The 18820-nt window shown below is 64.9% G+C and carries 20 protein-coding genes; 12 read left to right on the top strand and 8 right to left on the bottom strand.

From position 1 onward, the window contains the following. Positions 1–139: 139 nt before the first annotated feature. From QCM77_RS19155 to QCM77_RS19135, 5 genes are all read left to right on the top strand, one after another. Positions 140–937 carry an alpha/beta hydrolase gene (locus QCM77_RS19155; protein ID WP_279684308.1) on the top strand — a complete coding sequence of 266 codons (798 nt, stop codon included), beginning with the start codon at positions 140–142 and terminating at the stop codon, positions 935–937. Continuing rightward, entirely contained in the window at positions 891–2372 is a 1482-nt protein-coding gene (locus QCM77_RS19150; RefSeq protein ID WP_279684307.1) for a sodium:proton antiporter, read from the top strand. The genes QCM77_RS19155 and QCM77_RS19150 overlap by 47 nt, the downstream gene beginning before the upstream one ends. A gap of 50 nt (positions 2373–2422) precedes the next feature. Beyond that, a complete protein-coding gene (locus tag QCM77_RS19145) occupies positions 2423–3520 on the top strand; it encodes a calcium:cation antiporter (RefSeq protein ID WP_279659209.1) in 1098 nt (365 codons plus the stop codon). A gap of 34 nt (positions 3521–3554) precedes the next feature. Then, a complete protein-coding gene (locus tag QCM77_RS19140) occupies positions 3555–3839 on the top strand; it encodes a cupin domain-containing protein (protein WP_247447506.1) in 285 nt (94 codons plus the stop codon). 92 nt (positions 3840–3931) lie between these two features. Continuing rightward, positions 3932–4921: a hypothetical protein gene (locus QCM77_RS19135; RefSeq protein ID WP_279684306.1), complete on the top strand. Its 990-nt coding sequence runs from the start codon at positions 3932–3934 to the stop codon at positions 4919–4921. 27 nt (positions 4922–4948) lie between these two features. Here the strand turns inward: QCM77_RS19135 and QCM77_RS19130 are convergent, their stop codons facing one another. Next, on the bottom strand, positions 4949–5596 hold the full coding sequence (locus QCM77_RS19130; RefSeq protein WP_279659211.1) for a tetratricopeptide repeat protein: 648 nt from the start codon (positions 5594–5596) through the stop codon (positions 4949–4951). Positions 5597–5723: 127 nt separating this feature from the next. Further along, entirely contained in the window at positions 5724–6038 is a 315-nt protein-coding gene (gene rpsU / locus QCM77_RS19125; RefSeq protein ID WP_092034617.1) for a 30S ribosomal protein S21, read from the bottom strand. A 261-nt stretch (positions 6039–6299) separates the two neighbouring features. Here rpsU and aqpZ point away from each other — a divergent pair, with 261 nt between their 5' ends. After that, positions 6300–7022: an aquaporin Z gene (gene aqpZ / locus QCM77_RS19120; RefSeq protein ID WP_279659212.1), complete on the top strand. Its 723-nt coding sequence runs from the start codon at positions 6300–6302 to the stop codon at positions 7020–7022. Positions 7023–7164: 142 nt separating this feature from the next. On the opposite strand, the gene QCM77_RS19115 is transcribed toward aqpZ, so the two are convergent. Both QCM77_RS19115 and purE read right to left on the bottom strand, forming a co-directional pair. Beyond that, positions 7165–8271, bottom strand: a complete 1107-nt coding sequence (locus QCM77_RS19115) for a 5-(carboxyamino)imidazole ribonucleotide synthase (protein WP_279659213.1) — start codon at positions 8269–8271, stop codon at positions 7165–7167. After that, positions 8268–8756 carry a 5-(carboxyamino)imidazole ribonucleotide mutase gene (purE, locus tag QCM77_RS19110; protein ID WP_106941995.1) on the bottom strand — a complete coding sequence of 163 codons (489 nt, stop codon included), beginning with the start codon at positions 8754–8756 and terminating at the stop codon, positions 8268–8270. The genes QCM77_RS19115 and purE overlap by 4 nt, the downstream gene beginning before the upstream one ends. Positions 8757–8897: 141 nt before the next feature. Here purE and QCM77_RS19105 point away from each other — a divergent pair, with 141 nt between their 5' ends. After that, a complete protein-coding gene (locus QCM77_RS19105; protein WP_279659214.1) occupies positions 8898–9629 on the top strand; it encodes a GGDEF domain-containing protein in 732 nt (243 codons plus the stop codon). 2 nt (positions 9630–9631) lie between these two features. Here the strand turns inward: QCM77_RS19105 and QCM77_RS19100 are convergent, their stop codons facing one another. The 3 genes from QCM77_RS19100 to QCM77_RS19090 form a co-directional block, all read right to left on the bottom strand. Continuing rightward, positions 9632–9883: a hypothetical protein gene (locus QCM77_RS19100; RefSeq protein WP_279659215.1), complete on the bottom strand. Its 252-nt coding sequence runs from the start codon at positions 9881–9883 to the stop codon at positions 9632–9634. 23 nt (positions 9884–9906) lie between these two features. Next, positions 9907–10125, bottom strand: a complete 219-nt coding sequence (locus tag QCM77_RS19095) for a hypothetical protein (protein ID WP_007596256.1) — start codon at positions 10123–10125, stop codon at positions 9907–9909. A 118-nt stretch (positions 10126–10243) separates the two neighbouring features. Continuing rightward, complete coding sequence (locus QCM77_RS19090) at positions 10244–10450, bottom strand: YdcH family protein (protein WP_247319678.1); 207 nt, start codon at positions 10448–10450, stop codon at positions 10244–10246. Between the two features lie 329 nt (positions 10451–10779). On the opposite strand from QCM77_RS19090, the gene QCM77_RS19085 reads away from it, so the two are divergent. Then, positions 10780–10959: a YdcH family protein gene (locus QCM77_RS19085; RefSeq protein ID WP_094976903.1), complete on the top strand. Its 180-nt coding sequence runs from the start codon at positions 10780–10782 to the stop codon at positions 10957–10959. A 61-nt stretch (positions 10960–11020) separates the two neighbouring features. On the opposite strand, the gene QCM77_RS19080 is transcribed toward QCM77_RS19085, so the two are convergent. Beyond that, on the bottom strand, positions 11021–12172 hold the full coding sequence (locus QCM77_RS19080; RefSeq protein ID WP_279659216.1) for an NAD(P)/FAD-dependent oxidoreductase: 1152 nt from the start codon (positions 12170–12172) through the stop codon (positions 11021–11023). A 202-nt stretch (positions 12173–12374) separates the two neighbouring features. Between QCM77_RS19080 and QCM77_RS19075 the strand changes: the two genes are divergently transcribed. The 4 genes from QCM77_RS19075 to QCM77_RS19060 all read left to right on the top strand — a co-directional run bounded on the left by QCM77_RS19075 (position 12375) and on the right by QCM77_RS19060 (position 18817). After that, positions 12375–15062, top strand: coding sequence for a sensor domain-containing protein (locus QCM77_RS19075; protein ID WP_279684305.1), 2688 nt, complete (start codon positions 12375–12377; stop codon positions 15060–15062). A 138-nt stretch (positions 15063–15200) separates the two neighbouring features. Then, positions 15201–16661 carry a glycerol-3-phosphate dehydrogenase gene (locus QCM77_RS19070; protein ID WP_279659586.1) on the top strand — a complete coding sequence of 487 codons (1461 nt, stop codon included), beginning with the start codon at positions 15201–15203 and terminating at the stop codon, positions 16659–16661. A gap of 75 nt (positions 16662–16736) precedes the next feature. Further along, positions 16737–17906, top strand: coding sequence for an ABC transporter ATP-binding protein (locus tag QCM77_RS19065; protein ID WP_279684304.1), 1170 nt, complete (start codon positions 16737–16739; stop codon positions 17904–17906). Then, a complete protein-coding gene (locus QCM77_RS19060) occupies positions 17903–18817 on the top strand; it encodes an ABC transporter permease (RefSeq protein WP_279684303.1) in 915 nt (304 codons plus the stop codon). The genes QCM77_RS19065 and QCM77_RS19060 overlap by 4 nt, the downstream gene beginning before the upstream one ends. Positions 18818–18820 lie beyond the last annotated feature (3 nt).

Raw genomic sequence — 18820 nt, 5'->3', positions numbered from 1 at the left:
CGCGAGTAGCGTGTCGCATGGCACGCCGCCCATGTGGCGGCGTGCGGCCGCCGCGACGTTCCGGCGGGCCTCCAGCCCGATGTCATGAAATTGCTGCGGAGCCGTCGCAAGCCCTGAGCCGGAGACCGGCTGCGTCATCATGACCATCGTCAAATGGATCGCCATCCTGCTCGCGGCCGTTTATCTCGGCGGTCTCGTCGTGCTGTATGTCAGGCAGCGCGAGATGCTGTTTCCGATCCCGCCCGCTGGTCGCGCCGCGCCGGATGCCGCAGGCCTCCCCGAGGCCGAAGAGCATGTCCTGCCCACGTCGGATGGCGAGAAGGTCATCGTCTGGCACGTGCCGGCGAGGCCCGGCCGCCCCGTGATCCTGTATTTCCCGGGCAATGGCGATTTTCTCGCTGGCCGTGTCAGCCGCTTCAAGGCCATGACGACGGACGGCACCGGCCTCGTCGCGCTGTCCTATCGCGGCTATGCCGGCTCGAGCGGCGCGCCGAGCGAGAAGGGCCTGCTGCGCGATGCCGCGGCCGCCTACGCCTTCACCACTGCGCGCTACGCGGCGGAACGAATTGTCACCTGGGGCTTTTCGCTCGGGACGGGCGTCGCGGTCGCGACCGCCTCGGAGCATCGTGTTGGAAAACTCATCCTGGAAGCCCCCTATACGTCGACGGTCGACGTTGCGGCTTCATCGTTCTGGTTCGTTCCGGTGCGCCTGCTGATGCGGGATCCGTTTCATTCCGATGAGCGCATCCCGCGCGTCACTGTGCCGCTATTGGTGATGCACGGCACCAATGACCTTGCCATTTCGATCGTGTTCGGAGAGCGTCTGTTCGCGCTCGCGCATGAACCGAAGCAGTTCGTTCGCTTTGCGGGCGGCGGACACGACAATCTCGATGCTTTCGGTGCGATCGAAACGGCGAGGCGCTTCATTGCTTACTAGACCGCTTGTTGTTCGGCGCGGGAGCGGGTTCATCGCCGCGATCCTCGTCGTGCTGTTGCCGCAGCACGCATGGGCTGCGACCGGGCTCGACGGCGCGGCGATGCGCTGGCCCTATGCGCTGCCCTTTGCCGGCCTACTGCTGTCGATCGCGCTCGGGCCGCTGCTGTTTGCAAAAGTCTGGCACCATCATTACGGCAAGATCGCCGCGGCCTGGTCGCTGCTGGCGCTGGCCTCGCTCGTCATCCTTGCCGGGAGCACGGCGACGCTGGCCGCGCTCGTTCACGCCATGCTCGCCGAATATCTCGGCTTCATCGTGCTGCTGTTCTCGCTCTATGTCGTGGCCGGGGGCATTCTCGTCACGGGTGACATCAAGGCGACGCCGGCGGCGAATGCGGGTATCCTCGCACTCGGCACGCTGATGGCGAGCATCGTCGGCACCACGGGGGCGGCCATGATCCTGATCCGCCCTTTGATCCGCGCCAACCGGCCGCGGCGCCACAACGCCCATGTCGTCGTCTTCTTCATCATCCTGGTCGCCAATGTCGGCGGCGCGCTGAGCCCGCTCGGCGATCCTCCGCTGTTCGTCGGCTTTCTGCACGGCGTCGACTTCTTCTGGACCACGCGGACCATTTGGCTACAGACGGCGATCGTCGCCGGACTGCTGCTCGCGATCTTCGTCGCCGTCGACCTCTGGCGCTTCCGCAGCGAGCCGCTGCCACCCGATGCAGGTCCCGCGAAGCCGGTCCGCATCCGCGGCCTCGTCAACCTGGTGCTGATCGCAGCCATCGTGGCGAGCCTGCTGGCCTCGGCGATGTGGAAGTCCGGTATCGCCTTCGACATTCTCGGAACCAGGCTGGAGCTGGAAGACATCGCCCGCAACGCGGTGCTGCTGGCCATTGCGGCCCTGTCGGTGTGGTTGACGCCGGAGGAGCACAGGCAGGCCAACGGCTTCACCTGGGAGCCGATCCGCGAAGTCGCGAAACTGTTCGCCGGCATCTTTGTCGCGATCATCCCGGTCATTGCCATGCTCGATGCCGGCCATCATGGCGCGTTTGCCTGGCTGTTGTCGGCCGTGACCGCGCCGGACGGCACGCCGCGCGAGGTTGCCTATTTCTGGTTCACCGGCCTGATGTCGGCGTTCCTCGACAATGCGCCGACCTATCTGTTGTTTTTCGAGCTCGCCGGAGGCGACCCGCAAGTGCTGATGCATGAGCTTTCGGGCACGCTCGCCTCCATCTCCATGGGCGCGGTCTACATGGGCGCGCTCACCTATATCGGCAATGCTCCGAACTTCATGGTGAGCAGCATCGCCAGCGAGAACGGCATCGAGATGCCGAGCTTCTTCGGTTATTTCGTGCGTGCCAGCGCGGTGCTGATCCCGCTGTTCGTGCTGCTGACGCTGCTGCCGGTCTCGCCGATCCTGCACGGGCATTGAATCTGCCGGCCGATTTGCTACTGCTCGGATCTGATAATTGGAGCCGATGGATGAGCGCGCATAATCCGATGCCTCGGTCGGCCTGGGTCTTTCCGGCGCTGGCCGTGCTGTTGTTCGCAGCCGTCAGCGTGACGGGCTACGTGTTCACGCTGTCGTTCGGCGGGCTCGTCTTCGCCCTCGTGCTCCTGGTCATCCTGTTCGGCACGGTGTTCGCCGCGGTTCATCATGCCGAAGTGATCGCCGAACGGGTCGGCGAACCCTATGGCACGCTGGTGCTGACGCTCTCGGTGACCATCATCGAGGTGGCGCTGATCACCACGATCATGCTGGGCGACAAGCCTGCCCCGGCACTGGCGCGCGACACCGTGTTCGCCGTGGTCATGATCGTCTGCAATGGCCTCGTCGGGCTCTGCATCTTCATCGGCGGCCTGCGCTATCGCGAGCAGGGCTTTCAGCTCTCGGGGGCCAACGTCTATCTCAGCGTGCTGTTCGCGCTCGCGACCATCACCCTGATCATGCCGAACTACACGACCACCACGCCGGGCCCGGTCTATTCGGCGGTTCAGCTCGGCTTCGTCGACGTGGTCACGCTCGCGCTGTACGGGGTGTTTCTCTACACCCAGACCGTCCTGCACAAGGATTACTTCGTCCACGAACGGGCGGACGGCGGGAGCGGCGAGGCGCATCTGTCGGGCCGGACCTTGGTGCTCAGCGTCGTGCTGCTGCTGATTGCGCTGCTGGCGGTCGTGCTGCTGTCCAAGAAATTCTCGCTGGTGGTCGATGCCGTTGCGGCCAGGATCGGCGCGCCGCCTGCCTTTGCCGGACTTCTGGTCGCGCTCCTGATCCTGCTGCCGGAAGGCGTCGCAGCGGTCTCGGCGGCCCGCAAGAACGACCTCCAGAAGAGCATCAATCTCGCGCTCGGATCGTCGCTGGCGACGATCGGGCTGACCATCCCGGCCGTCGGCGTCGCCACCTACGCGCTCGACAAGGAGCTCGAGCTCGGCCTCAGCGGCCAGGGCAGCGTGCTTTTGCTTCTGACCTTCTTCCTGAGCATGCTGACCTTCGGTACAGGTAGGACCAATGTCCTGTTCGGGCTGGTCCATATGGTGGTATTTGCCGTCTACGTGTTCATGGTTTTCGTGCCCTGAACCGGTTTTCCGAATGATGCCCAGGAGAGTTCCGATGCTTGCCGCCAAGTCCGAGGTTCAGGTCGACAATGAGCAGGTTCGGGTGACCGAGTGGCGGCTCGCTCCAAACAGCGCCACCGGGCATCACACTCACGGCATGGACTACGTCATTGTTCCCGTCGTCGCGGGGGAAATGACCATCGTGGCGCCCAATGGCGAGCGGTCCAAGGCCCAGCTTGCGGCCGGAAAATCCTACTTTCGCAAGGCCGGCGTCCAGCACGACGTGCTTAACGAAACCGCAACCGAGATCGTGTTCCTTGAGATCGAGCTGAAGCCGTAAGTCCGGCGTTACCCTTTGCCATTGATCCGTCGCAGTTGATCCCTCACTATGCCTCAAAGTTCCCGCATCAGATCGCGCGGGGAGTGGCCGGAATGCTGAAATACATCGCTAAAATCTCGATGGACATCTTCCCCTCGGTGCTCGCAACGATCATCGGGGCGTACATTGTTAATCATTACATCAACGCCAAGCCGGCGGCGGATGCGCCCGCGGCCGTGATGGCGCCTGCCCAGGCTGGCAAGAACGGCAAGCCCGCCGATGTGGCCAACCTCCCCGTGCCCGGCGTCAAGGCCAAGGGCATCTCCGAGAAGAGCGTGACGGACAAGCCGGCGGCCGAGAAGACTGCCGATCAGCCGAGCGCTGAGCCCAAGACTTCCGACAAGACTTCCGACAAGACTTCTGACAAGGCGACTGCGGACGTGGCACCGGCCGAGGCCGCCCCACGCGGCAAGCCGTCCGCGCGCGAGAAGGCGGTCGCCAAGTCCACCCCGGCCGTCACTGCGCCCACTCCCGCCCCGGTGGTGGAGGCCAATTCGGCGCCAGCTGCCGCTCCGGCCGCAACCCCCGACGCCAACGATCTCGTGCGCGCCGCGATAGAGCGCCTGCGCAAGTCGCCTGAGGGCAAAGCGGCTGAGGCCAAATCGGCCGACACCAAGTCTTCCGACACCAAGTCTTCCGACACCAAGTCTTCCGAGAGCAAGTCGCCCGAGAGGACCCAGGAGCCTTCGGTGCGCGAAGCCGCCCGCACCCCGGAGGCCCCGCGTATCGTCCCCGTGGATCCTTCAACGGTGCGTCCGTTGCCGCCGCCGATCACGGTCTCGACGCCTGCATCCGAGGCCTATGGCAATGGCGGCTCGTCGCAGGTGAGCCCGCCCTACACGGCCTCGGTCGGCAACGAGAACCCGAATCGGCTGACGCCGCCGGCTGACATACCGGTCCCCGTGATCGCACCCCCGCTCGATCTGCGCGCCGATGCCGGCGCATCCATGCCGCGGCCGAAGACCAATGTCGCCGACGACATGCTGTCGGGCGTCAAGTCCATGTTCCATTCCGTTCTGCCGAAGAGCGTCACCCCGGATTAAGACTGCGCCCGTGCTGCGCCGGGATCGTCAGCCGCCGACCCGGGCGAGGCCGCTGCGGGCGGCGTCGTCGCGTGGACGAAGCGAGACCGCCTTGGTGTACGACGCCGCCGCCTTGGTCCTGTCGCCCAGCCGTTCATAGGCTTGTCCGCGCGTGGTCCAGACTTGGGCATTGTGCGGATCGGCTTCGGAAGCCTCATCCAGATCGGCCGCGGCCTCCTTGACCTTGCCGAGGGCGAGATAGCTGATGGCGCGGCCGAGCAGCGGCTCGACCTTCTGCGGGTTGAGTCCGCTCGCGGCGCTGAAATCGGCGATCGCAAAGTCGTGCTGGTTCTTGCCCTGGTAGATCAGGGCGCGGCCATAGAGCGCCTGCGCATTGTAGGGATCGAGCCCGACCGCGTGGTTGAACTCATCGAGCGCAGCCGCCGTCTCGCCGGACTTTGCCAGGGCCTGTGCCTTTGCCGTATGGGCCTGGGCTTCGCTGACGTTGCCGGCGCTGACCGCGCTCTCCGTGGCGGCGGCCGCCTTGGGCGCCTCCTGCGGCTTCTCCTTCTCCGGCATCAGCGAGCCCAGATCGAAGGAGCAGCCGCACAGCGCAATCCCCATCAAAGCCAGCACGAGCAGCTGCCAGATCTGGCTTAGCCGCGCCACGCCGCGCTCGGGGAAAGGGGAGGCCATCTACGGTTCGCTCGCGCGTTGGTGCCGCATCTGTAGTGCCCCGTCCCAGAAAAGGCACCGCTACAAACTAATAACGCGGGCCCGGGGCCCGCGTCATTGAAAACTCAGTCGTGCAATTCCAGCAAAATCAGCGCGGTCCGCGCGGACCAGCACCTGCACCGGCGCCAGCACCCGGGCCGCCACGACCGCCACGATCTCCGCCGGGGCCAGCCCCGAACACCGGCTTCGGCTTCATCGGCAGCAGGCCTTCGCGCTGGAGCTTCTTGCGGGCCAGCTTGCGCGCGCGGCGCACGGCTTCAGCCTTTTCGCGGGCCTTCTTCTCGGAGGGCTTCTCGTAATGACCGCGGAGCTTCATCTCGCGGAAAATACCCTCGCGCTGCATCTTCTTCTTCAGCGCCTTGAGGGCTTGATCGACATTATTATCGCGAACGAGAACCTGCACGCGGCATCCTCTTCAGTGGATCGGATTTGAATTCTGGTAAGTCAAAGGGGATGGCGAAACGCACAAGCCCTTAACCTTGAGGGCGCGGATGTATCAGACAAAACCGGGGATGTCCACCGGCCAACCGGATTTTCGGGCCAAGTTCAGCCATTAAATGAGGCAGAATACCATTGTGCGGCCCCGATTTGGGAGATTTGACGCCCAGGGTGGGGCCGTTTCCGGAGCTTTGCTCCGGAATCTTTTGAAAGTAGGGGACGACACATGGATACAAAAAAATACGCGGCCGAGGCTATCGGTACCTTTTGGCTCACATTCGCAGGTTGCGGGAGTGCGGTGATCGCAGCCGGCTTTCCGCAGGTTGGTATCGGTCTGGTCGGTGTTTCCCTGGCATTCGGGTTGAGCGTGGTCACGATGGCCTATGCGATCGGCCACATCTCCGGCTGCCATCTCAACCCGGCTGTCACCGTCGGTCTTGCTGCCGGCGGGCGTTTTCCGGCCGGACAGATCCTGCCCTATGTGATCGCGCAGGTGGCCGGCGCGATCGTGGCCGCGGGGCTTCTCTACGTCATCGCAAGTGGAGCTCCCGGCTTCGACGTCAGCAAAGGCTTCGCGTCCAACGGTTACGACGCCCATTCGCCCGGCCAGTACGGCATGATCGTGTGCTTCCTCACCGAGGTGGTGATGACCATGATGTTCCTGTTCATCATCATGGGCGCCACCCATGGCCGTGCGCCCGCGGGCTTTGCGCCGCTGGCGATCGGGCTCGCGCTGGTGATGATCCATCTCGTCAGCATCCCCGTCACCAACACCTCGGTGAACCCGGCGCGCAGCACGGGCCCCGCGCTGTTCGTCGGCGGCTGGGCAACAGCGCAGCTCTGGCTGTTCTGGGTCGCGCCATTGATCGGCGGCGCGCTGGGCGGGGTGATCTATCGTTGGCTCAGCGAGGAGCCCACCGGCGTCGTCGCGGGCGCGAAGACGGCCTAATTTAGCGCGTTTTCGAGCGAAGTGGAGACCGGTTCGCGTCAAGAAAACGCGTCAAAAGAAAAATCTGGAGCCCGTCCCGATTCCATCGGAACGGAAACGGCTCGGGTCGCAAAGCAGGATCGCAGCATTTGCTGCGGTCCCGTCACTTGTCTTTCGTCGGCCTGACTTCGGTGACGTGGCCCATCTTGCGGCCGGGGCGCGGTGCGCCCTTGCCGTAGATGTGCACGGTCGCGCCCGGCACGCTCAGCCACTTGTCAAAGTCATTGATCTCGTCGCCAATCAGATTGGTCATGGTGACGACCTCGCCGTGGCGCACGGGTTTGCCGAGAGGCCAGCCGGCAATGGCGCGGATGTGCTGCTCGAACTGCGAGACGGACGCACCGTCGAGCGTCCAGTGTCCGGAATTGTGCACACGCGGAGCGATCTCGTTGACTAGCACCTTCGGTCCGGTGCCGTTGGCAAGCACGAACATCTCGACGGCGAGCACGCCGACATAATCAAGTGCGCTCGCGATCTTGCCGGCGATGCTGCGCGCTTCCTCGGCGAGCATGTCCGGGATTTGGGCGGGCGCACGAGATATTTTCAGGATGTGGTCGCGGTGCTCGTTTTCGGTGACGTCGAAACACTCGACCTGGCCTGTGGCCGAGCGGGCGGCGATCACGGAAATCTCGCGCTCGTACGACACGAAGGCTTCCAGGATCGCCGATTTGGTGGCGAGACTGGTCCACACTTTCGCGATGTCGTCGCCCTCGCGGATGATGGCCTGGCCCTTGCCGTCATAGCCGAAGCGGCGGGTCTTCAGCACCGCCGGAAGGCCGATCCTGGCGATTGCCTCGCGCAACGACGAGACCGAGGTGACGTCGGCATAGGCTGCGGTGCCGATGCCGAGCCGCATCACGAAATCCTTCTCGGCGAGCCGGTCCTGGGTGGTCTCGAGGATCTTGCGGTTGGGCAGCACGGGGCGGCGGGCATCCAGCACCATCGCGGCCGCGGACGGCACGTTCTCGAATTCGTAGGTGATGACGTCGACGTCGTTGGCGAACAGCTCGAGCGCTTCGACGTCGGCATATTCGGCGCAGGTCGCATTCAGGACGACGTCGAAGGCCGGCGAATCCGGATCGGGCGAGAACACCTGGCAGCGCAGACCGAGCCGTGCCGCCGCCATGGCCAGCATCCGCCCTAATTGTCCGCCGCCGAGGATTCCGATGGTGTCGCCGGGCTTCAGCTTCACCTGCTTTGCGTCAGTCACGCCTTATCCTCCGGGCGCTCGGCAACCGCCTCGGTCTGCGCTTTGCGCCAGGCGGCCAAGCGATCGGACAAGGCCGGGTCGGACAAGGCCAGCACGGCAGCCGCCAGCAGCGCCGCGTTGATCGCGCCGGCCTTGCCGATGGCGAGGGTGCCGACCGGGATGCCCGCGGGCATCTGGACGATCGAATAGAGCGAATCGATGCCCTTGAGCGTCCTGGATTCGACGGGGACACCGAACACCGGCAGTTCCGTCAGCGCCGCCGCCATGCCAGGCAGGTGCGCAGCGCCACCCGCGCCGGCGATGATGACCTTGTAACCGGCCGTCTTGGCGCCCTTGGCGAACGTAAACAGCCGGTCGGGGGTGCGGTGTGCCGAAACGATGCGGGTGTCCGCGGCAACGCCGAGCGCTGCAAGCGTGTCGGCGGCATGCCGCATCGTGTCCCAGTCCGACTGGCTTCCCATAATGATGGCGATCGGCGCGGTCATGACGTCAATTGTGCTCGAAAAACAGAAAGATAGGCCAGATTAATGGTTCCGGCCGGCGGCTCGCAAGGCGGTGGCAAGGAGAAGGGAATGCACTATCCTGTCTTGGTGAATCCCCGCAAGCCTTCATTGAGCAGGATGCCTATGAAGAAACCAAAAAGGGCGAGCGATGCGAAGGCCAAAAAGGGCCCGAAGACCAGCGCCAGCCGCTCCAAAGCTGCCCCCAAGCGACCGGCCAGGCGTCCGACCGGACCGTCGCGGCGCGAAGCGTCAGCCGATGCCGCCGCCAACGCGACCGTCAAGGTCACCACCACCATCCGCGACCTGCGGAACAAGCTCAAGGGGGCGCTGCGGCGCGTCGCGGAACTCGAGGCGGCCGCCGACACCGACTTCCTGCTCGAGATTCCGAACCGGCGCGGTTTCGAACGCGAGCTCGCGCGCGCCGTCGCCTACATGAAGCGCTACCGCGCCAGCGGCGCGCTGATCGTGCTCGATGTCGACCGGCTGAAGCCGATCAACGATTCCTTCGGCCATGCCGCCGGCGACGAGGTGCTGAAGGCGATTGCCACCACGCTGGCGCGGCAGGTCCGCGCCTCGGACGTGGTCGGCCGGCTCGGCGGCGACGAGTTCGCGCTGCTGCTCTGGAATCTCAGCGAGACCGACGCCAAGGCGAAGGCCGCGGCCTTCGAGCAGGCCATCGACGAACTGTCCTTCGTGTTTCTCGGCCAGCACGTGAGCGCGGGCGCCTCCGCCGGCGTCGCACTGCTGGGGGCGCAGTCCGACGCCGCTCGCGCCCTGGAGGAGGCCGATGCCGCCATGTATGTGCGCAAGGCGCACCGGCGGCACGAGCCGCGCATCAGGCTCGTCAGCAGCTGATTTTAAAGCGTGCCGAGGTCTTCCGGTACATTGCCGAAGCTGCGCAGCAGTTTGGCGTCACCGAATTCGCCGGTCATGGGATCGCCGCTGCGGCTGAACGCGACCGCGCCGATGTGGCCGGCGCCGTGCGACATAATCTCGGCGCGCCGTAACGCGGCCGCCGAGGTCTGGCATTCCTCGGCCGCACCTGCGACCGGCGATCCGTCGTCGTCGGTCAGGAAGGGTAATGCAACGTAATAGGTGACATCGGACATGGTCGGCTCCGATAGCTGATAGCTCAGGCGGCGCTGCTCTTGCTCCGCATCTTGCTGCGCGAGGTCTCCGGAATGCAGCCTGCGGAAATCGCCGCCTGCAATTCCTCGAGCTCGGCCTCCAGATACTCATTGGCCATGATCAGCGCCTTGATGGTGCTGCGCAGATTGCCGTCGCACATCGCGATTGCCTGATCGCAGGCTTGTTCATAATGGCTGTTGTCGAGAAGGGCGGTTGCCGACATCTGCGTTTTCCTTGGGCGTTTTCCCGGGGGCGTGGGGTGCCCAAATGTTCTTATTTTGTTCCTTTCGAGTCAAGCGGATTCATGCGCGGCGGACCGCCGTAAAGCTCTCCCCTGTGGATCAGGCGATGATGTCGGGCGTGATCTGGTCTTCGATGAACGCGATACGGTCACGCAACAACAGCTTGCGTTTCTTCAACCGCTGTAACCGCAATAGGTCGGGGGCTGGCGATTGATGCAGTGCATCGATCGCCGCATCGAGATCTCGGTGTTCCTGCTGCAACCGGGCGAGCTCGGATTCGAGTTCGCGCTCGTCTTCATTGGTCATGTTTGCGGTGGCCGAAAAACCGATAGGCGTGACATTAAGGCTGTGGATGCCCTGTGGAAATTATCGTCCTTGCGCGGCGTGATCGCAAGCGATCTGCGACCGTCGCTCGCCGATCTCCCGCGACATATTTTCTGCGGCTCGACGGCACTGCGCAAGCGCGTTGATATCATGGATTTTTCCCGCGTGGTTCCCTTACTCACGCTTCGTTACATATGAATTTTCAAAAATGACGCTGCGACGACGGATACCCATCGACAGAACGAATCGGTGATGTAGACTTCCTTGTCCGGATCGAATCCTGAGGTTCAGCCCTACCGAGGAGGTTTCGAATGACAATTCAGGCACATCTGGTTGAATTGGAGCGGAAGCACAAAATTCTGGAAAACGAATTGCACGACGCTCTCGTGCACCTTTCAACAGACGACCTGCAAATTGTTGAGTTGAAGCGCCGGAAGTTGATGGTCAAGGACCAGATCGAGCGTCTGAGGCACGGCGACACGCTCCACTAGTAACCCCCGTAACAGCGTAGAGTTGATTGTACCCTTTCCGCAGGGACAGGAGCCTTTGCGCTCATCCTTGCGGCAAGGTGCGCGCCGCGGAATCATCATTGCGCGGGACCTGGAGCCCTGCGAGCTCGGCGACGTGATCCGCGATTGCGAGCGATGACGTCAGTCCGGGCGACTCGATGCCGAACAGATTGATCAGGCCTTCGACGCCGTGATCACGCGGGCCCTGCATCAAAAAATCCTGTGTGGCCACCGCCGGCGGCACGATCTTCGGGCGGATGCCCGAATAGCTCGGCATGAGCGCGCCGTCAGGCAGCGTCGGCCAGTATTTGCGGATCGCCGGGTAGAATCGCTCGGCGCGTGACGGGTCGACCTCGTAGTCGATCGTCTCGATCCACTCGACGTCAGGGCCGAAACGTGCCTGCCCTGCCATGTCCAGCGTCAGATGCACCCCTAGCCCGCCGGGCTCGGGCACCGGATAGATCAGGCGCGAGAACGGCGCCCTGGCATTGCAGCTGAAGTAGTTTCCCTTGGCGAGGTAGGCCGGCGGAATCCGGTCCAGCGGCATGCCGTCGATGTTGCGCGCCACCGTCGTCGCCGAGAGCCCCGCGGCGTTGACGAGGAGGCTGCATTGCAGCGTCATCGGCGCTTCGCCGCCGGCCTCGATCTCGATGACGCCGGCGGTCGCCTTGGCGCGGATCAGCGGGGTGTGAAACGCGAAAGCCGCACCCGCTTCCTCGGCTTCACCGCGCAGCGAGAGCATGTAGGCATGGCTGTCGATGATACCGGTCGACGGCGACAGCAGCGCGGCGTCGCAGGCGAGCGCCGGCTCCAGCGCACATGCCGCCTCGCCCGTGAGCAGCCGCATGTCGAGCACGCCATTGGCCTCGGCATGCGACTTGATCGATTGCAGCTTCTCGGTCTCTTTCGGATTGGTCGCGACGATCAGCTTGCCGCAATTCCTGTGCGGGATGCCGCGCTCGGAACAGTAGCGGTAGAGTGCATGCTTGCCGTCGACGCACATGCGCGCCATCCAGCTCCCGGCGCGGTAGTAGATTCCGGCATGGATCACCTCGCTGTTGCGCGAGGAGGTGATGGTGCCGATGGCCCCGGCTTCCTCGAGCACGATCACCTCGCGCCCGGACTGCGCCAGCTTTCGAGCCACCGCGAGCCCGACCACGCCGGCTCCGATGACGACGCAGTCGACCCTATCCATGGTTGTGCGAGATATTCGCCGGAAGCGATAGTTGCATCAGGCCTGGGAACGACGGCGCGGGGGCATTTTCCGTTAAGGAAGCATTTATCATGTCAGGGCAATTGCCGTATTCGACGTCACATTTTTCCGTTGTGCGTACAGGCGTTTACCCGATCCAAACCCGCGAGGCCAGACAATCCGACGTTGAAATCGCGGGTGGCTGATGGCTGAGAATAATTGGCACGTGGGCAGCACGCTTCCGATTGCGGTGCAGGCCGTCGTGTGCCTGGCCGCAGCGGTCGCGCCTGCGCGCGCCTTTGCCCTCTCTGACAGCCTCGCCCCTCCAAGCTATCTCGGCGAGCTCAATCCCAACGTGATCTGGGAAGCCCTGATCGCGGGCGTCGTCATCTGCTCGTTCCTCGCCGCGATTGCGCTGTGGATCCATTCCTCGCTGCGCCGGACCAGGCGCCTGCAGTTGCGGCGCAATGCCTTCGTCTCCTCCGCCATGAACAATCTCAACCAGGGCGTGGTGATGACGGATGTGCAGCGGCGCATCATCTTCTGCAACGACCGCTATATCGAGATTTACGGCCTGGCGCGGTCGGATCTCTGGGCCAACATGAACGGCTACGAGCTCCTCGAGCTGCGACGCAAGCGCGGGGTGCTTGGCGGCGCCTCCAACGATGAGTTCTACGAGAAGGCGGCAAGCCCCAACGGTTTGATCACCGAACTGCCGGACGGGCGGGCCATCCTGGTGAAATATTTCGTGCTGCCCAACGGCGGCTCGGTGGCGACGCATCTGGACGTCAGCGAGCAGCGCAGACTGTCGCGACAGCTCGCCTCCACCAAGCAGTTCCTGGAAACGGTGCTGGACAACGTGCCGGCCTGCGTGGCCGCGAAGAACATCGAGGATGGCCGCTACATCTTCGCCAACAGCGCCTATGAGCGCTTCTGGGGCTTCTCGCGCGACCATGTCGTCGGCAAGAACGCGCGCGAGCTGTTTGCGCCCGTCTCGGCGGACAGCATCGAGGCGACCGACCGGGCGGCGCTCAATTCGCCGGACGGCCAGTTCCGCAATGAATTCGAGGTCGAGCGCGCCGGTGAGCGGCGCATGGTCGCCTCGATCCGGATCGTGGTCCGCGACGAGAGCAACAAGCCCGAATTCCTGATGCTCGTGTTCGAGGACATCACCGACCGTCGCTCGCTGTCGAAGGAGCTGGAGAGCACCAAGAAATTCCTCGAGCTTGTGGTCGACAACATCCCGGTGGCCCTGATCGTCGAGCAGGTCAAGGACGGCCGCTATCTGCTCGCCAACCGCAGCGCGGAGACGATCCTCAACCGCAGGCGCGAGGAAGCCACGGGCCTGACCGCGTCCGACATCTTCAATCCCAAGGAAGCCAAGCTGATCATCGCGCGCGACGAGGCCGCGATCAAGAAGCGTGGGATGATCACCGAAGAGCATCCGATCTCGACCAAAGACGGCCTGCGACTGTTCCTCACCCGCCGCGCCACCGTGCTGAGCGATGCCGGCGAGCCGCAATATCTGATCAAGACCCACGAGGACGTCACCGACCGCCGGCAGACCGAGTCGCGCATGGCGCACATGGCCTATCACGACGGCCTCACAGATTTGCCGAACCGTGCCGCTTTCCTGCAGGCGTTGACCCAGATGATCGAGGCCTGCGAAGGCACCCGCGAGGAGTTCGCGGTTCTGTGCGTCGACCTCGACGGCCTCAAGGAGGTCAACGACGTCTTCGGCCATGCGCTCGGCGACAAGCTCCTGGTCGAGGTGGCCCAGCGGCTCCAGGACTCCGCGCGCGGCGGCGTGGTGGCGCGCCTGTCCGGCGACGAGTTCGGCCTGATCATCGATGGCAAACAGCCGGAGACAGGTCTCGCGCTGGCGCAGCAAATCGGTGATGCCGTCGCCGAGGAATTCCAGATCGACGGCCGACCGGTCCGAGCCGGTGTCACCACCGGCATGTCGATCTTCCCGCACAACGGCGCCGACGGCGCCTCGCTGCTCGCCAACGCCGGCGCGGCGCTGTTTCGCGCCAAGCAGAAATCGCGCGGAACGATCAGCCTGTTCCAGCCGGAGATGGACCAGCAGATCCGCGATCGCCGCGTGCTGCATCAGGACCTCTCGATGGCGATCAAGAACGGCGAGCTTTCGCTCGCCTTTCAGCCGCAGGGGGCCACGGGCCACAGCGTTGCCGAGAGCGAGATCATCGGCTTCGAGGCACTGGCGCGCTGGCAGCATCCGGTGCGCGGCCAGGTCTCCCCGGCCGAATTCATCCCGATCGCGGAGGAAAGCGGCCTGATCGTCGAGATGGGCGAGTGGATCCTGCGCGAAGCGTGCCGCGAGGCGGCGTCCTGGCCGAAGCCGCTCCAGGTCGCGGTCAATCTGTCGCCGGCGCAGTTCATGCACGGCGACGTGGTCGGCCTCGTCCATTCCATCCTGATCGAGACGGGCCTCGCACCCGGCCGGCTCGAGCTCGAGATCACCGAGGGCGTGCTGATCGAGGACTTTGATCGCGGTCTCGCGCTGCTGCGCCGGCTGAAGGCGCTCGGCGTACGCATCTCCATGGACGATTTTGGCAGCGGTTATTCCTCGCTGAGCTATCTCCAGGCGTTCCCGTTCGACAAGATCAAGATCGACCGCGCCTTCATCATCAATCTCGGTCGCAACCCGCAATCGGCGGCGATCGTGCGCGCGGTGATCGATCTCGGCCATGGCCTGGAAATGTCGATCGTCGCCGAGGGCGTCGAGACGCTCGAGCAGCTCGCCTTCCTCGCCGAGGAAGGCTGTGACGGCGTGCAGGGCTATCTGCTCGGCAAGCCCCTGCCGATCGGGAAATATGCCGGCCTCGTCGGCCGCGCCGAAGTCATAGAGCTTGCGCTCAAGACCGGCTAGAGAGCGTTTTCGAGCGAAGTGGATGCCGGTTCGCGTCAAGAAAACGCGCCAAACTGGAATCCAGAGCCCCGTTCCGATTTCATCGGAACGGAAATGGCTCTAGAGATGGCGAGCGTTTCGCTCCCATTCGACGGCTTCATGGCGGATTACGATCTTGCGATCATCGGCGGCGGTCTGAACGGTGTCAGCCTCGCGCGCGATGCGGCCGGCCGCGGCCTGCGGGTCATCCTGTTGGAGCAGGGCGATCTCGGCGCCGCGGCGTCGTCGGCGACGCCGCGGCTGATCCACGGCGATCTGACCGTGCTGGAACGGCGCGGCTTCCGGCGGGTGCGCCGGGCGCTCGCCGAGCGCCGGACCTGGCTCCGGATCGCGCCGCATCTGGTCCGGCCGATGCGCTTCGTGATCCCGGCGCATTCCGACGAGCGGCCGCCATGGCTGCTGCGCGCCGGCCTGTTCCTTTACGACAGCCTCGCCAGCCAGAGCGGCCTGCCTGCAACGGTGACCCTCGACATCACGCATCATCCGGTCGGCAACGCCCTGAAACGACCGTTCGGCACGGCCTTCGAATATTCGGATTGCGTCGTCGACGATTCCCGCCTGGTGGCGCTCACGGCACTGGATGCGGCCGAGCGCGGCGCCGCGATTCGGACTGGAGCGCGCTGCGTGCGCGCCGATCGAACCGACACGTGGCGGCTCGCGGTGGTCGACCGCGGCCATCGCCGCACAATCACCGCTCGAGCGCTGGCCAACGCCACCGGCGGCTGGACCTCGATGGTCGCGGAGACCGTGCTGCGGCAGCCGCAACCCGCCATGGCGGCGATGCAGATGAGCCAGATCATCGTCCCGCGGCTGTTCTATTCCGATAACGTCTACGTCTTCCAGAACAGCGATGGCCGGCTGATCTTCGCGAGCCCCTTCGAGCGCGACTTCACGCTGATCGGCACGATCACGCGCGATTTCATCGGCGATCCCGCGATCGTCGCGATGCCGGGGGCCGACGTCGGCTATCTCTGCGAAGCGGCCAGCCGCTATTTCCGCGAGCGTGTCGCCCCCACCGACGTGGTGCGCGCGGTCTCCGGCGTCAACCTGACGCTGGCGTCCGCGCGCCGGCGCGACGGCACGACGCTGTTCCACGCGCGCCGCCGCAAGGCGCCGCTGATCACGATGTTCGGCGGCGACGTCACCACCTCGCGCCTGCGCGCGGAGCGTGCGGTGACGAAGTTGACGCCGTTCTATCCGATGTCGCCGCCCTGGACCGCAGGTGCGGCGCTGCCGGGCGGAGATTTTGCCTGGGATCGTTTCGATACCGAGGTGGATCTCGCGCGCGACCGCTGGCGCTTTCTCGGGGAGACGCAGGCCCAGCGCCTCGTCGCGGCCTATGGCTCACGGCTGCCATCGGTGCTCGGAGAAGCGAAGAGCCGCGACGAACTCGGCCCCGCCTTCGGCCCCGAGCTGACAGGTGCCGAGGTGCGCTATCTCATGACCCACGAATGGGCGCGTTTTCCCGAGGACATCCTGTGGCGCCGCTCCAAGCTCGGCCTGACGATGCCTGCGGCGGAGCGTGATGCGCTGGCTGCGTTCATGGCCAATGCGATGTGAACGAACCGCCTCGAGCCGGTTGAGCTAGGGGCGTTCGGCCGCTAGCGTGCGGCGGGATTGGGGTTGGCAGGGACCATGACTGACGAGTTGCCCGGAACAGACGCTGCTGCGGATGCGGTCGGAGAGACGCAGTCCGCGGCCGGCGTGCCGCTGCTGCGCATCGAGGGCGTCGCCAAGACGTTCGGGACGTTCCGGGCCGTGGACGGCGTCTCGCTCGACATCAAGGCCGGCGAGTTTTTTGCGCTGCTCGGGCCCAGCGGCTGCGGCAAGACCACGCTGCTGCGCATGCTCGCCGGTTTCGAAGCGCCCGATGAAGGGCGCATCCTGCTCGGCGGCAAGGACATCGCGCAGGCGCTACCGCATGAGCGGCCGATCAACATGATGTTCCAGAACTACGCGCTGTTTCCGCATCTGTCTGTGCGCGACAACATCGCCTTCGGCCTGAAGCGCGCCGGCATGGCGCGCGCCGACATCGCCACGCGTGTGGCGGAGATGGTCGCGCTGGTGAAGCTCGACGGACTCGAGAAGCGCAAGCCCGATCAGCTCTCGGGCGGTCAGCGCCAGCGCGTGGCGCTGGCGCGCGCACTGGCGCGACGCCCGCAGCTCCTCCTGCTCGATGAGCCGCTCGCGGCGCTGGACAAGAAGCTGCGCGAAAGCACCCAAGGCGAGCTGATGGAGCTTCAGCGCCGGCTCGGCATGACCTTCATCATCGTCACCCACGACCAGGAAGAGGCCATGACGATGGCGAGCCGGATCGGCGTGATGAGGGACGGCAAGCTCGCGCAGGTCGCGAGTCCCCGCGAGCTCTACGAGGCGCCACGCTCGCGCTGGATCGCGGAGTTCGTCGGCGACGTCAATGTGTTCGACGGCGAGTTCAAGCTGCGCGACGGTCATCGCCTGGTGATCGCCACGCATGGTGCGGGCACGCTGGTGGTCGCCGAGCCGCGGGAACGGGTCGGCGAGGGCCGTTTGTCGGTGGCCATTCGCCCCGAAAAGGTGAAGCTGTCCCGCCGCGGCCCGGTGGGCGAGATCGGCCCTGTGGTGGCGATCAACAGTCTGGACGGCGTGATCGCGGACATCTGCTATCTCGGCGGCACCACCACTTACAAGGTGAAGCTCGACGCCGGCGGGATGATGCAGGCTGCAGTCGCCAACAGCGCGCGCCTCGACGTCGATGCCTACAGCCTGAACCAGCATGTCGTCGCCTGGTTCACGCCCGATGACTGCGTGGTGCTGTCGTCATGAGCGCGCGCCGCATTTTTGCGCGACCGGCTCGCCTTGCCGCCATCGCGCCCTATGTCTGGATGGTGCTGTTCTTCCTGGTGCCGTTCGGCTTCGTGCTGAAGATCAGCCTGTCGCAGACGGCGATCGCGCAGCCGCCTTACGAGCCGGTGTTCGATCCGACGGCAGGATGGGAGGCGCTGAAAGCCGCCTTTGCCGCGCTCTCGCTCGACAATTTCAGGCTGCTCGCCTCCGACGACATCTACGTGTTCGCCTATGTGCGTAGCCTCACCGTCGCCGCCACCGCGACCGCGCTGTTGCTCCTGATCGGCTATCCCATCGCCTACGGCATGGCGCGGCTGCCGGCGCGCTGGCAGGCGGTGGCGATGGTGCTGGTGATCGTGCCGTTCTGGACCTCGTTCCTGATCCGGATCTATGCCTGGATCAACATCCTCCAGCATGACGGTCTGCTCAACCAATTCCTGCTGGCGCTGCATCTGGTCAGCCAGCCGGTGGTGTGGCTCTCCACCGACAGCGCGATGTATATCGGCATCGTCTATTCCTATCTGCCGTTCATGATCCTGCCGCTCTTCGCCACGCTCGCGAAAATGGAGCCGGTACTGGAGGAGGCCGCCTCAGATCTCGGTGCGCCGCCGTGGCAGGTGTTCTGGCTCGTCACCTTCCCGCTGTCGCTCCCCGGCGTCGGTGCCGGCGTGCTGCTGTGCTTCATCCCCATCGTCGGCGAGTTCGTCATTCCGGATCTCCTGGCCGGCTCCAATTCGCTGATGGTCGGCCAGACGCTGTGGCTCGAATTCTTCACCAACAAGGACTGGCCGGTCGCCTCCGCCGCGGCCATCGTGCTGCTGGTGGTGCTGCTGGTGCCGCTGCTGCTGTACGAACGGCTTCAGAAGCGGCAGCTGGAACAGGGGCGGTGAGAC

The organism is Bradyrhizobium nivariense, assembly GCF_029846695.2.
GTDB lineage: Bacteria > Pseudomonadota > Alphaproteobacteria > Rhizobiales > Xanthobacteraceae > Bradyrhizobium.
This window is presented reverse-complemented; position numbering and strand designations above follow the sequence as displayed.